The following is a 13,180-nucleotide window of genomic DNA, read 5'->3' on the forward strand; positions in this document are numbered from 1 at the left end:
CCTCCTATTCGCCGCGCTTGCGCAGTTGGGGGTTGAGGGCGTCGTTCAGGCCTTCGCCGATCAGGTTGATGGCCAGCACGGTCAGCAAGATGGCCACGCCGGGCCATACGCTCATCCACCAGGCTTCGCGGATCATGGTGCGCGCGGCACCGATCATGAAGCCCCAGCTCATCAGGTTGCGGTCGCCCAGGCCCAGGAAGGACAGGGACGATTCCGTCAGGATGGCGGTCGCCACCATGAACGAGGCCGACACAATGATGGGCGACATGGCGTTGGGCAGGATCTGGGTGCCGACGATGCGCGCGGGCGTCTGGCCGATGACGATGGCGGCCTGGACGAATTCGCGCTGCTTGAGCGTCATGAATTCCGAACGCACCAGCCGCGCCGCCGGTGGCCAGGACACCACGGCGATGGCCCCCATGATGGAATACACCGATGGGCTCAGGATGGCCACCAGCACCACCGCCATGGCCAATTGCGGAATGGTCTGGAAGAACTCGGTAAAGCGCATCAGCGCGTCGTCCACCCGGCCGCCGCAGTAGCCGGCCACCGACCCGATCAGTATCCCGAACAGCAGCGCCACCGCCGTTGACAGCAGACCCACCATCAGCGACACGCGCGCGCCCCACACAAGGCCCGCCGTGATGTCGCGCCCCAGCATGTCGGTACCGAAGGGGTAGGCGGCATTGGTGAACGGCGGAATCAAGGGGTCGGCCACCATCATCCAGGGCGACTCTTCATACAGCAGCGGGGCGGCCAGCGCCACGATCACAACAATCAGCATGATGGCAAGGCCAGCCACCGCGCCGTAGTTGCGCATATAACGTTGGGCAAAAGACTTCATGCGGCGGCTCCTTGCTGCGCACCGGCGCCAATGCGCGGATCGATCAGGCGGTACAGCACGTCGGTCAGCAGGTTGAACACCACCACCATGATGGAAGTGACGAGGAAGATACCCAGCAGCAATTGGTAGTCGCGTTGCAGCAGGGCGTCGAACATCAGGCGGCCGATGCCCGGCCACGCGAACACGGTTTCGGTCAGCACCGCGCCGCCGGCCATCTGGCCAAGCTGGATGCCGGCGAAGGTGATGACGGGCAGCAGGGCGTTGCGCAACACGTGGGCACGGATCACGCGGCTGGGGCTTACCCCCTTGGCGCGCGCCGTCTTCACGAAGTCCATGCCGATCACTTCCAGCATGGATGCCCGCGTCAAGCGCACGTAGACGGCCATGAAGAAGCAGCCGAGGGTCACCGTGGGCAGAATCAGATGCTGTGCGATATCCACGGCGCGGGCCCAGCCGGTCAAGCCGGCGCCCACCGTTTCCATGCCGAAGGCGGGCAGCCAGCCCAGCACCACGGAGAAGAGCAGGATGCCCATCAGCGACAGCCAGAACAAGGGCGTGGCGTACAACAGCAACGCGCCCGTCATGACCGAGCTGTCGATCCAGCGGCGCTTGTTGCGGTAGCGCGCCTTGGCGGCGACTACGCCCAGGAAAACGCCCAGCACGATGGAAAAAACAAAGGCGCAGGACATCAGCAGGAACGTCGCGGGCAGGCGCTCAACGATCAGGTCCAGCACCGGCACGTGGTTGCGATACGAAAAGCCCAGGTCCAGCTGCACCACGCCCTTCAGATACAGCATGAGCTGCGTCATGATGGGCTTGTCCAGCCCGAAGGCCACGCGCAACTGGTCGACGTAGGCGGCATCGCCCGCGCCGGCCTGGCCCGCCAGCACGGCGGCGGGGTCGCCGGGCGCGAGGCGAATCAGGAAGAAATTGATGATTACCACGCCCAGCACGACCACCAGGGCCTTGCCGATGCGGGACAACAGAAAAGACAGGAATTTCATGCTTGAAGTCCTTCTCAGGCTGGCGTGGGCAGCCAAGGGCATGCCCGCCGCGCGGCCGGGATCCGCCGCCGTGGGGATCTCCACGGCGGCGTCTTGCTGCGCTTACTTTTCGATGTAGACGTCGTCGAACGATTCGTTCAGGCCAATGGCGGTCTTGACCAGGTTCTTGACGTTGGCGCGATACAAGGTGGGGAATTCCATGTCCACCATGAAGCCGTTGGCCACTTCGTTGACCAGGGTCGTCTGCAGCTTGGAGTAGAGCTCCTGGCGCTTGGCCGGATCCACTTCAGAGGCGGCTGCTTCCCACTGCTTGTCGGTCTCGGGGTTGCTGTAGCCCTGCACGTTGGCAAACGGCGAACCCTTGACGATGTTCGACGAGATATACAGACGCTGCACGCCCAGCGCCGGGTCGCCGTACTGGTAGGTGAAGTTGGTGGTCAGGTCGAAGTCCCAGTTGCCGGTGCGGCTGGCCCAGCCGCCTGCATCCGTGGATTCCAGGTTCACCTTGAAGCCCAGTTGTTCCAGCGCCTGCTTGGTGTATTCGCCCAAGCGGTCCCAGGTGGAACCGTAGGGGAAGCTCAACTGGCGAATCGTGTAGTCCTCGGGCTTGATGCCCGATTCCTTGATCAGCGCACGCGCCTTTTTCATGTCGAACGGCATGGGCGGCGTGTTCTTGTCGTAGAACATTTCGGTGGTGACGAACGGGCCGGTCGACACCTTGCCCAGGCCGAAGAAGATATTGTTGACCACCATCTTGCGGTTCATTGCGGCCATGACCGCTTGACGCACCTTCAGATTGTCGAAGGGCGGCTTGCGCATGTTGAACAGCAGGTAGGCCTGCGGCGAGAACATTTCCCAGCCGGCCGTGGTGTATTCCACCTTGGGCAGGGCGCGCAGGCGCTTGATGTCGACGTTGTCCACGTCGCCGCCGCGCAGCACGTCCACGCTGCCGCGTTCAAAGGCCACCGCGCGCGAGGCCGCGTCCGGGATCACGTTGAACACCAACTCGTCCAGGTACGGCAGGCCCGGCTTCCAGTAGTTGGGGTTGCGCGTCAGCTTGATGTATTCGCCGCGCTTCCATTCCTTGAACATGAAGGGGCCCGTGCCCACCGGCTTCTGGTTGGCCGGATTGGTCATGAAGTCGGTGCCGGCATACAGATGCTTGGGCATCATGGGTGCGAAGCCCGGTTCGAACATCAGCATGAAGGCCGGGAAGGCGGTCTTCAGCTTGATGACGACGGTCTTGGCGTCGGGCGCGGTGACCGAATCGACGAACTTGTTCAGGATGACGCGGGCGCGGGCATGCGTCTTGGGCAGCATCTCGGCCAGCGAGAACACCACGTCTTCGGACGTGAATGGCTTGCCATCGTGCCACTTGACGTTGTCTTGCAGGTGGAAGGTGTAGGTCAAGCCATCGGCCGACGCCTCCCAGGATTTGGCCAGGCCCGGCATGGGCTTCAGGTTGGTGTCATAGGTCAGCAGGCTTTCGTAGATCTTGCCCGCGACGAATTGCGTGGGCCCCTGCTGGTTGATGGCCGTGACAATCACGGGCGGCTCGGGCTGAACAATCATGTTCAGGGTGCCGCCCTTGGTCTGGGCCAGGGCTTGGGTGGCGGGGAGCGCGGCCGCAAGGACCAATGCGCCGATGCTTAGGGAGAACCATTTCTTCGATTTCACTGCGAGCCTCCGGGCTGGAAAGGGACTGACAGGTGACCGCCGCTGCGCGGCGGATGCCGTGCTTTGACAAGCAAACCTTGTGCCACCTGGGTTTCTCAGGGGTACTACAGGTGAAGCCGCTACAGCCATGCTTCGTACAGGTGCTGGGTAAGGCAGGCCGCGCACCATTGCGGCGAAATCGGCAGTGCACCGCGGCGTGCCGGACGTGGTCGGCATGGGCGGCGCACTGATCAAGTTAAAACGTGGCCGCTAGCGCGCGGCGTTGGCTCGCGCCACCATGGCGTCAAGCAGGACGTTGCAACCGGCTTCCAGATGCTCGGGCTGCGCGTCTTCAATTTCGTTGTGGCTGATGCCGTCCTTGCACGGCACGAAGATCATGGCGGTAGGCGCCACCGCGGCCATATAGACGGCATCGTGGCCGGCGCCCGTCACGATGTTCATGGCGGGCAGGTGGCGGCTGGCCGCGCCCTGGCGAACCTTGTCCACCAGGTCGGTGTCGAACGGCGTGGGGCGGAAATACTGCACGTCTTTCAAATCGACTTGCACGCCATGGGCTACTGCGATGTCATCGCAAGCGCGCCGCCATTGCTGGTCCATGCGGGTCAAGGTGGCTTCGTCTTCGTGGCGCAGGTCGGCGGTAAAGCGGACCTGGCCCGGGATGACGTTGCGCGATCCGGGGTGCGCGTGGATTTCTCCAACAGTGCCGCGCCCGTGCGGCTGATGCGCGTTGGCAATGTTGATCACTGTCTGCACCAGAAAGCTGGCGGCGAACAGCGCGTCGCGGCGGATCGCCATCGGGGTGGGGCCGGCGTGCATTTCCATGCCCGTCACCGTGATGTCGTACCAACGCAGGCCCAGCGATCCGGTCACCACGCCGATGGTTTTTTCTTCGTGCTCCAGGATCGGGCCTTGCTCGATGTGGGCTTCGAAGTAGGCGTCCACCGGGCGCCCGCCCACAGGGTCCGTGCCGGCATAGCCGATGGCGGCAAGCTCGTCGCGCACCGAAATGCCCTGAGCGTCCCGCGCCGATAGCGCCGTCTCCAAGGGGAACTTCCCGGCGAACACGCCGGATCCCATCATCACCGGCACAAAGCGCGATCCTTCCTCGTTGGTCCAGATGGCCACTTCCAGCGGCGCTTCGGTCTGCACGCCAGCATCGTTCAGTGTGCGCATCACTTCAAGCCCGGCCAGCACGCCGTAACAGCCATCGAACTTGCCGCCGGTGGGCTGGGTATCGATGTGGCTGCCGGTCATGACGGGTGGCAAATCGTTGTTGCGCCCCGCGCGGCGCGCAAAAATGTTGCCCACCTGATCGACCCTTACGGTCATGCCGGCTTCGCGCATCCAGGCGGTGACCAGATCGCGGCCTTGGCCGTCAAGCGCGGTAAGCGCCAGGCGGCAGTTGCCGCCTTTGGGGGTTGCGCCAATTTGCGCCAGATCCATCAAGGACTGCCACAGCCGTTGGCCATTGATGGACAGGGAAGACGATGTCATGGGGCGCCTCGAGGGTCGGAAAGTGAGTCGAAGTCTTCACGCAGCCGTGCCAGGATGCCCAACAGATGTGTGTGCATGGCGTGGCGCGCGCGGATCGGATCTCGCGCCGTGATGGCGTTCAGAATGCGTTGATGCTCGGCCTGGGCGGCGGCCCAGGCTCGTGTGGTGACAAAGTAATCCTGCATGCGGCTGTACACCGAGCTGGCCTGGCTGAGGTTCCACAAGTGCGCCACGGCCGAGGCCAGCGCGGCGTTGCCGCAGGCCGCGCCAATGGCGCTGTGGAACGCGCGGTCATGGTCGCCGGGCGCGTCGGTCAGCGACATGGCCGCGTGAGCGTCGCGAATGACGGCAATCTGCGCGGGGGTGGCCTGGTGCGCGGCCAGCGCGGCGCATTCCGGTTCAATCAGCATGCGCGCTTCCAGCAGGTCAAAGGGGCCGATGTCGTCCTGGCCGGCTGGTACGGCTACGCCGCCGGCGGGCAGGGCGGGAAACGCGGCGCCATCGGGCGCGATGGTGACGAACACGCCCGTGCCCACCCGCACCTCTACGTAGCCTTCGATTTCCAGTGCGATCAAGGCTTCGCGGATCGACGCGCGGCTCACCTGCAGTTGTTCCGCCAGTTCGCGCTCGGATGGCAGGCGTCCGCCTCGCGCGAAGTCGCCCGCCCGGATGCGGCCGGCGATCTGGTCGGCAATCATTCGGTAAAGACGGGTGGCGGCGACAGCCTGGAAGGTGCTCATCAATGGGGCGGCGCTATGGCCTGGTGGTCAGGCCACCAATATAGGCACGCTGCCATTGAAATAGAAGGGAAATATTGCTATTTCAGGGAAAACGATCAGAGGGATTTCACGTCTTCCTATCTGGTGGTCAGGCCAGTTAGGAAGCGTGCAGCCGGCTATTGCTGTCCGTTGTCGCCGTCGGGTTCCGGCGTCTGCGTGAAGGCGCGGACCAGGCGGGCGATGCCGTCCAGTTCGTCATGGGCGCCGACGACCCATTCGGGTTGCTCGAACGGGCTGTCCGAGGGCGCGTTGTCCATGTTTGCTTTCAGGTCGTTAAGCAGTTCCAGCGCCATATCGGTGGCTTGGGGGCTGCTGCGGGTGGAAAGGGCAATGGCAATTGCCAGCGCTTGGCGCATGGCCAGCAGGCGGCCGTCCAGTTCAGTGCCCATGAGGCGTCCTTGTTATGCAACGTGAAAGGGGGCATTTTAAGGTCCGGGCGAGTCCCGCGCGCGGGTGCGGGCAGCGTTTGCGCCAGATCAAGATGCGTCGGCAGGCATGGGCGAATAATTCCGGGTATGCAAGCCGCCCTACGCCCATCCGAATCGCCGCCCGCGCCTGTCGTCGCCGCGCCCTTTTTTCCCCCTCAGTTGCTGGCCAGGCTGGACAAGAACGGGCCGCGCTATACGTCATATCCCACGGCTGACCGCTATCACGGCAATTTTGGCGAAGAAGACTATCGGCTGGCGCTGCGACAGCGGCGCGCCACCTCTCCGACCGAGCCCCTGTCGCTGTACGTGCACATTCCGTTTTGTGATTCGGTTTGCTATTACTGCGCGTGCAACAAGGTGGTGACCCGGCATCACGACCGCGCCGCCCGGTACCTGGATGCGCTGGCAAGCGAAATTGCGCTGCATGTCAACGAGCTGGGCGCGGGCGTTCCCGTGTCGCAACTGCATTTCGGCGGGGGCACGCCAACCTTTCTGTCCGACAACGAACTGACCCGCCTGATGCAGGACTTGCGGGCGGCTTTCCAGTTTGCGCCTGACGCCGAGATCTCGATCGAGGTCGATCCCCGCACGGCCACACCGCAGCGGCTGGCGCATTTGCGCGAATTGGGATTCAACCGGTTGAGCTTCGGCGTGCAGGATTTTGATGCGCGCGTGCAAAAGGCGGTGCATCGGGTGCAGTCGTTCGAAGACGTCCGGGCGCTGATGCAAAGCGCACGCGCGCTGGGCTATGACTCGGTCAATATGGATCTGATTTACGGGCTGCCGCTACAGACCACCGAATCGTTCGCTCGCACTATCCAGCAAGTGGTGGCGCTGCGCCCTGACCGCATTGCGCTGTACGCCTATGCGCATCTGCCCGAACGCTTCAAGCCTCAGCGCCGCATCAATGAAGCGGATTTGCCTGACCGCGCCACGCGCGTCGGTTTGCTCGGTTCCGCCATTGATGGCTTCCTGCAGCAGGGCTATACCTACATCGGTATGGACCACTTCGCGCTGAACACCGATGCGCTGGCGATCGCCAAGCAGCGCGGTGAATTGCATCGCAATTTTCAGGGCTACAGCACGCAGCCCGACCGTGACCTGATCGCGCTGGGCGTGTCGGCCATTGGCCAAATCGGCCACACCTACAGCCAGAACGCAAAGGGGCTGGATGCGTACTACGGCGCGATCGAATCCGGACATTTCGCGGTCGAGCGGGGCCTGGTGCTGTCGCCCGACGATCTGGTGCGGCGCGAAGTCATCATGGACATCATGTGCCAGGGGCGCGTGGACTTCGCCGCCTTCGAAACGCGCCATGGCCTGCGGTTCGGTGATTATTTCAGTCGCGAACTGCTGCAAATGGCCAATCTGGCCGAATTGGGTCTGGTCAACCTGCGGACGAGTGACGTGCAGGTGACCGGCTTGGGTTGGTATTTTGTGCGAGCTGTCGCGATGGTGTTCGACGGTTATCTGGGCAGCGTCAGCAGCACTGCCAGCTATTCCCGCATCATTTAGGATCGCCGCCGCGCGGTGGGTTCATTCGGCGAACTTTTCGCGCAGGTAGAGCGCAAGCGACAGGTCATCAGCCAACTGAAGTTTGCGCATGGCGCGGCGCTTGTGGGTGCTGATGGTCTTTTTGCTTCGCATGAGCCGCGTCGCAATCTGTGTGACCGACAGGCCCTGGCTGATATGGCGCAGGATTTCGACCTCTGATGTCGTCAGCATCGCATGCGGATGCGTGGGCAGCAGCGGGCGGATCTTGCCGTCCTGCACGGAAAGAAAACCATCCTGGCCGCTAAGCACGCCTCGAATGATCTCGGGCAGCAGCACCATGCCCCATTGTTTGGCCAGGTAGCCGTTGGCGCCAGCACGATAGGCGGCATATTGCGTTTCCTGCCGGTTTCCGGCTGAAAACGTGATGATCGAAAGCGTAGGGTGGTAGCGGCGCAAGCGGCGCAGGAAGTTGACGCCATCCCAGGGCTCCTGCGGCAGGTAAAAGTCAATCAGGGCCACGTCACAGGGGGCGCTGCTCAGCTTTTCCAACAAGGCGCGGGCGGATGTTTCGCGATGCAGCACCCGAAAGCCCGGCCGGCTTTCTAGATACGCGCCAACACCCAGCGCCACGACCGGATGGTCGTCAAGTATGGCCACCTTGATGACCGAAGGCAGGCGCGACAGCAGCAGGTGCCGGCGCCCGCCCGAACGGCCGCCGCTTTCGCCGCAGCGAGGCGGATTTGAAAGAGATGGCGCTTTGGTCACACGTTTTGGGACAGCTTTCATCGATGCTCCACGAGCCGGTAAATAGAACGTTGGTGGCGAGTTCTGCCGGCCAGAGTTGAAGTCCGGAGCACGCTCCGTGGTGAGTCGTAAATTTGCGATGGAAGGTTACGTTTTTGGACGGCTGTCCGGATAGGAATCACGTGAAAATCAGACCGTTGCACCTGTGTGCGAGCAATCGCTTTCGCTATGGCCATGCGAGGCTTCCGGAGGCGGGCGGGCTCAGCGGAAATGGTGCTACAATCGGCAACGTAATTAATGCCCCAATATTCATGCGCGCCGCCTTGGGCGCGTATATACAGGTTTAGAATCATGTTTTTCCCGCTGGCACGAACTACGACCCGGAACTTTCGCCCTATGTCGCGTTAGTTTTTCGTGCGTCGGGTTCCACCGTGTCAGGTCAGCGGCAGAACTCAGCAAGACAACCAAAAAACGCGGCTCTCAAGCCGCGTTTTTCGTTTCCGTTTCCCTAGTTTGATTTTCTCGTTCCCAGAACCCCAGGAAGCACTCCCGATGGTACAGATCACATTGCCCGATGGTTCGCAACGCCAATATCCGGGGCCGGTCACGGTCGCCGAAGTGGCGCAGTCGATCGGTACGGGCCTGGCCAAGGCCGCCTTGGGCGGCCGCGTGACGTTTGAAGGCGCGGATTCCAAGCTGGTCGACACCAGCTTTCGCATTGAAGGCGATGCCCGCCTGGCGATCGTGACCGCCAAGGATGCCGACGGCCTCGACCTGATCCGCCACTCCACGGCTCACCTGTTGGCCTACGCCGTGAAGGAATTGTTTCCTGACGCCCAGGTCACCATCGGCCCCGTGATCGACAACGGCTTCTACTACGATTTCTCGTACAAGCGCCCGTTCACGCCTGAAGACCTGACGGCCATCGAAAAGAAGATGGCCGAGCTGGCCAAGAAGGACGAAATCGTGACGCGCGAAGAATGGTCGCGCGACGACGCCGTCGAGTTCTTCAAGGGCATTGGTGAAAAATACAAAGCCGAGATCATCGCGTCGATTCCGTCGAACGAGCCGCTCAGCCTGTATCGCGAAGGCAACTTCATCGACCTGTGCCGTGGCCCCCACGTTCCGTCCACGGGCAAGCTGAAAGTCTTCAAGCTGATGAAAGTGGCCGGCGCCTATTGGCGTGGCGACAGCAAGAACGAGATGCTCCAGCGCATCTACGGCACGGCCTGGGCCACCAAGGAAGAACAGGAAGCCTACCTGCACATGCTGGAAGAGGCCGAGCGCCGCGACCACCGCAAGATTGGCCGCGAACTTGACCTGTTCCACTTCCAGGACGAAGCGCCGGGCCTGATCTTCTGGCACCCCAAGGGTTGGGCGTTGTGGCAGCAGGTAGAGCAGTACATGCGCGCCATCTACAACAACAACGGCTACCAGGAAGTCAAGGCGCCGCAGATTCTTGACCTCTCGCTGTGGAAGAAGACGGGCCACTGGGACAACTATCGTGAAAACATGTTCACGACCGAGTCCGAGAACCGCGTCTATGGCCTGAAGCCGATGAATTGCCCGGGCCACGTGCAGATTTTCAATGCCGGCCTGCATTCTTACCGTGAACTGCCGCTGCGCTACGGCGAATTCGGCCAATGCCATCGCAACGAGCCCTCGGGATCGCTGCACGGCATGATGCGTGTGCGCGGCTTCACGCAGGACGATGGCCACATTTTCTGTACCGAAGAACAGTTGCAGGACGAATGCGCCGACTTCACGGCACTGTTGCAAAAGGTCTACCGCGACTTCGGCTTCACCGAAGTGCTGTACAAGGTCGCCACGCGTCCTGAAAAGCGTATCGGCTCGGACGAAGTGTGGGATACGGCCGAGCAGGCGCTGATGGAAAGCCTGCGCCGCACGGGTTGCGAATTCGAGATTTCCCCCGGGGAAGGTGCATTTTATGGTCCCAAGGTGGAATACACGCTGAAAGACGCCATCGGCCGCCACTGGCAATGCGGTACCATTCAGGTCGACTTCTCGATGCCTGTGCGCCTGGGCGCCGAGTATGTCGACCAGAACGACCAGCGTCGTCCCCCGGTCATGCTGCACCGTGCCATCCTGGGTTCGCTTGAGCGTTTCATCGGCATGTTGATCGAAAACCATGCCGGTGCAATGCCGCCCTGGCTGGCCCCGGTGCAAGCCGTTGTATGCTGCATTTCCGAACCTTCGGCCGATTATGCGGCTGAAATAACACAAAGCCTGAAAAAACAAGGCTTTAGAGTAGAGTCCGATTTGCGCGGTGAAAAAATCACTCGTAAAATCCGGGAGCACAGCCTGCAAAAGGTGCCGTACATTCTTGTCGTCGGCGACAAGGAAAAACAAAATGGCACCGTAGCCGTTCGCGGTCTGGGTGGTTTGGACCTTGGCGCCATCGCATACGACGAATTCGTCGCGCGGTTGTCCGAGGATGTCTCCGCCCGTCGCGACGTCAATCAACCTGATAGCAGTGCTGCTTAACATTTCTAGGAGCTTTCAACATCGCCACTGAAAAAGCCAATCGCATCAACGGTGAAATCCGCGTCCCCGAGGTGCGCCTGATAGGTCTGGACGGAGAACAGCTGGGCATCGTCAAGATTGCCGACGCGTTCCGTCTTTCCGAGCAAAGCGACGTGGATCTGGTGGAAATCGCGCCGAACGCCGAGCCGCCGGTCTGCCGTTTGATGGACTACGGTAAGTTCAAGTACCAAGAGCAGAAGCGCCAAGCCGAAGCTCGTTCCAAGCAGAAGGTCATCCAGGTCAAGGAAGTCAAATTCCGTCCGGCCACCGACGAGGGCGACTACCAAGTCAAGCTGCGCAACCTGCGCCGCTTCCTCGAAGAAGGCGACAAGGCCAAGGTGACGCTGCGCTTCCGTGGCCGCGAAATGGCTCACCAGGAACTGGGAATGCGCGTGCTTGAACGTGTGCGTGACGATCTGCTGGAACTTGCCCAGGTCGAAGCCATGCCGAAGCTCGAAGGCCGTCAGATGGTCATGGTGCTGGCGCCCAAGAAGAAGGCTGTGCCCGCCGCGGGCAAGCCTGAGTCGGCGGCGTAAGTTCCTGCCTTGGCCTTCGCTTGAAGGCCTGGCCGCTTCCCATTCGACCCGCCGTCCATTCTGTGACCGGCGGGTTCGCTTATTGGGCGGCTCTGCGCTACGATGTAAAAAAGCTGCCTTCCCGTCAGGGAAGGCAGCGTACGTTCAGGGTGTCGCGATGCATGTATTGTTCGTTATTGATCCCTTGCCGCTTCTCAAGGCGTACAAGGACAGTTCGGTTGCCATGATGCGTGCCCTCGTGGCGCGCGGCCATACGCTTAGCGTGGCCATGCAGGGTGACCTTTACATCGAGGCCGGCACGGTCAAGGCTGTCACCACGCCTATCGCGCTGGTGGCGGATGCCGATCTGCACGGCCACGACTGGTGGACCGAGTCCGCCGCACAAGACCTGCCGCTGGCGGATTTTGGCGCCGTCGTCATGCGCAAAGACCCTCCCTTTGACATGGAATACGTGTATTCCACGCACCTGCTTGAATACGCCGAGGCACAAGGCGCGCGCGTCTTCAACAGCGGCGCCGCCATCCGCAACCACCCCGAAAAGCTGGCTATCACCGAGATCAGCGAGTTCACCGCCCCAACGCTGGTGACGCGGAACATGGCTCGCCTGAAGGCCTTTCACGACACGCATCACGACGTGATCGTGAAGCCCTTGGATGGCATGGGCGGCACCGGCGTGTTCCGCTTGCAGCCCAAAGACCCCAACCTGAATGCCATTCTGGAAACGCTGACCGACAACGGCGCGCGCACCATCATGGCTCAGCGGTATATCCCCGAAATCGTCAACGGCGACAAGCGCATTCTGCTGATCGGCGGCGAGCCGGTGCCGTATTCGCTGGCTCGCATTCCCTTGGCCGGAGAAACGCGCGGCAACCTGGCCGCCGGCGGCCGCGGCGTGGCACAGGAATTGTCCGCGCGCGACCGCGAAATCGCCGAAGCCGTGGCCCCCAAACTGGCCGCTCGCGGCCTGCTGCTGGTGGGCTTGGACGTCATTGGCGATTACGTCACCGAAGTCAATGTCACCAGCCCCACCTGTTTCGTAGAGATTGCCGAACAGACCGGTTTCGATGTCGCGGGCATGTTCGTCCAGGCGCTTGAAAAAGCCGTGGCGACGACTGCTCTCGCGGCCTGATCTTTCTGGAACCGTCATGACCACGGGTATTGTTATCGTCGTGCACGCGCCCTTGGGCGCGGCGATGCGGGAATGCGCCAGCCACGTCATGGGCGACCTTGACGGCATGCTGGCCATTCACGATATCCAGCCCGAAGACCGGCCCGACGAACAGGCGCCCGCCGTTTTGAAGGATATTCTGGGCCAGGATCACGGTGCTGGCGTGCTCGTGCTGACCGACTTGATCGGCGCAACCCCCGCCAACATCTCCAAGCGCGCCGTGGCCGACGCCCAGGCACAGGGCATCCAATGCTGCGTTCTGGCGGGCTTGAACACCCCGATGCTTCTGCGCGCATTGACCTATCGCAATCTTCCGTTGGCTGAAACGCGTGAGAAGGCCTTGGCAGGCGGAGTGCAGGGCGTCTTGCGTGTAGACTGACGGGCAGAAATTTGCCCTAATATGTCGGCTGGTCATTCGAGTCGAAAAGCGGTTGGTGGTTTGGCTCTTTGCTGCGATCAACACTGCGG

The 13,180-nt window shown here is 62.0% G+C and carries 12 protein-coding genes; 5 read left to right on the top strand and 7 right to left on the bottom strand.

Features of this window, described 5'->3' with window-relative positions; translation table 11 throughout:
- Positions 1-4: 4 nt before the first annotated feature.
- The 6 genes from WBR68_RS08955 to WBR68_RS08980 all read right to left on the bottom strand — a co-directional run bounded on the left by WBR68_RS08955 (position 5) and on the right by WBR68_RS08980 (position 6,187).
- The gene (locus WBR68_RS08955) at positions 5-844 is read right to left on the bottom strand and encodes an ABC transporter permease (protein ID WP_230693998.1); all 840 of its coding nucleotides are present in this window, start codon (positions 842-844) and stop codon (positions 5-7) included.
- Positions 841-1,848 carry an ABC transporter permease gene (locus WBR68_RS08960; RefSeq protein ID WP_050448606.1) on the bottom strand — a complete coding sequence of 336 codons (1,008 nt, stop codon included), beginning with the start codon at positions 1,846-1,848 and terminating at the stop codon, positions 841-843. Before WBR68_RS08960 ends, WBR68_RS08955 begins: the two co-directional genes overlap by 4 nt.
- Positions 1,849-1,950: 102 nt before the next feature.
- Positions 1,951-3,525 carry an ABC transporter substrate-binding protein gene (locus WBR68_RS08965; protein WP_127184116.1) on the bottom strand — a complete coding sequence of 525 codons (1,575 nt, stop codon included), beginning with the start codon at positions 3,523-3,525 and terminating at the stop codon, positions 1,951-1,953.
- Between the two features lie 249 nt (positions 3,526-3,774).
- Positions 3,775-5,019: a Zn-dependent hydrolase gene (locus WBR68_RS08970; RefSeq protein ID WP_127184117.1), complete on the bottom strand. Its 1,245-nt coding sequence runs from the start codon at positions 5,017-5,019 to the stop codon at positions 3,775-3,777.
- Positions 5,016-5,759: a FadR/GntR family transcriptional regulator gene (locus WBR68_RS08975; protein ID WP_127184118.1), complete on the bottom strand. Its 744-nt coding sequence runs from the start codon at positions 5,757-5,759 to the stop codon at positions 5,016-5,018. The genes WBR68_RS08970 and WBR68_RS08975 overlap by 4 nt, the downstream gene beginning before the upstream one ends.
- Positions 5,760-5,914: 155 nt before the next feature.
- Complete coding sequence (locus WBR68_RS08980) at positions 5,915-6,187, bottom strand: hypothetical protein (RefSeq protein ID WP_230693999.1); 273 nt, start codon at positions 6,185-6,187, stop codon at positions 5,915-5,917.
- Positions 6,188-6,313: 126 nt separating this feature from the next.
- On the opposite strand from WBR68_RS08980, the gene hemN reads away from it, so the two are divergent.
- On the top strand, positions 6,314-7,741 hold the full coding sequence (gene hemN / locus WBR68_RS08985; protein ID WP_230694000.1) for an oxygen-independent coproporphyrinogen III oxidase: 1,428 nt from the start codon (positions 6,314-6,316) through the stop codon (positions 7,739-7,741).
- A gap of 21 nt (positions 7,742-7,762) precedes the next feature.
- Here hemN and WBR68_RS08990 read toward each other — a convergent pair whose 3' ends face one another.
- Positions 7,763-8,506 (bottom strand): response regulator transcription factor, encoded by a 744-nt coding sequence (locus tag WBR68_RS08990; protein WP_050448600.1) that lies wholly within the window; start codon positions 8,504-8,506, stop codon positions 7,763-7,765.
- A 510-nt stretch (positions 8,507-9,016) separates the two neighbouring features.
- Here WBR68_RS08990 and thrS point away from each other — a divergent pair.
- The 4 genes from thrS (at position 9,017) to WBR68_RS09010 (ending at position 13,091) form a co-directional block, all read left to right on the top strand.
- A complete protein-coding gene (thrS, locus tag WBR68_RS08995; RefSeq protein ID WP_127184120.1) occupies positions 9,017-10,969 on the top strand; it encodes a threonine--tRNA ligase in 1,953 nt (650 codons plus the stop codon).
- A 20-nt stretch (positions 10,970-10,989) separates the two neighbouring features.
- A complete protein-coding gene (gene infC / locus WBR68_RS09000) occupies positions 10,990-11,544 on the top strand; it encodes a translation initiation factor IF-3 (RefSeq protein WP_081451529.1) in 555 nt (184 codons plus the stop codon).
- A gap of 157 nt (positions 11,545-11,701) precedes the next feature.
- A complete protein-coding gene (gene gshB / locus WBR68_RS09005; RefSeq protein ID WP_050448597.1) occupies positions 11,702-12,673 on the top strand; it encodes a glutathione synthase in 972 nt (323 codons plus the stop codon).
- Between the two features lie 16 nt (positions 12,674-12,689).
- Complete coding sequence (locus WBR68_RS09010) at positions 12,690-13,091, top strand: PTS sugar transporter subunit IIA (protein WP_050448596.1); 402 nt, start codon at positions 12,690-12,692, stop codon at positions 13,089-13,091.
- Positions 13,092-13,180 lie beyond the last annotated feature (89 nt).

It is taken from the genome of Achromobacter sp. JD-1, from assembly GCF_038594925.1.
GTDB lineage: Bacteria > Pseudomonadota > Gammaproteobacteria > Burkholderiales > Burkholderiaceae_B > Achromobacter > Achromobacter spanius_C.

Excerpts from the sequence above, each read along its gene's own strand:
- WBR68_RS08955 (WP_230693998.1), bottom strand. The coding sequence starts at position 844 with ATGAAGTCTTTTGCCCAACGTTATATGCGCAACTACGGCGCGGTGGCT.
- WBR68_RS08960 (WP_050448606.1), bottom strand. The coding sequence starts at position 1,848 with ATGAAATTCCTGTCTTTTCTGTTGTCCCGCATCGGCAAGGCCCTGGTG.
- WBR68_RS08970 (WP_127184117.1), bottom strand. The coding sequence starts at position 5,019 with ATGACATCGTCTTCCCTGTCCATCAATGGCCAACGGCTGTGGCAGTCC.
- WBR68_RS08975 (WP_127184118.1), bottom strand. The coding sequence starts at position 5,759 with ATGAGCACCTTCCAGGCTGTCGCCGCCACCCGTCTTTACCGAATGATT.
- WBR68_RS08980 (WP_230693999.1), bottom strand. The coding sequence starts at position 6,187 with ATGGGCACTGAACTGGACGGCCGCCTGCTGGCCATGCGCCAAGCGCTG.
- hemN (WP_230694000.1), top strand. The coding sequence starts at position 6,314 with ATGCAAGCCGCCCTACGCCCATCCGAATCGCCGCCCGCGCCTGTCGTC.
- WBR68_RS08990 (WP_050448600.1), bottom strand. The coding sequence starts at position 8,506 with ATGAAAGCTGTCCCAAAACGTGTGACCAAAGCGCCATCTCTTTCAAAT.
- thrS (WP_127184120.1), top strand. The coding sequence starts at position 9,017 with ATGGTACAGATCACATTGCCCGATGGTTCGCAACGCCAATATCCGGGG.
- gshB (WP_050448597.1), top strand. The coding sequence starts at position 11,702 with ATGCATGTATTGTTCGTTATTGATCCCTTGCCGCTTCTCAAGGCGTAC.
- WBR68_RS09010 (WP_050448596.1), top strand. The coding sequence starts at position 12,690 with ATGACCACGGGTATTGTTATCGTCGTGCACGCGCCCTTGGGCGCGGCG.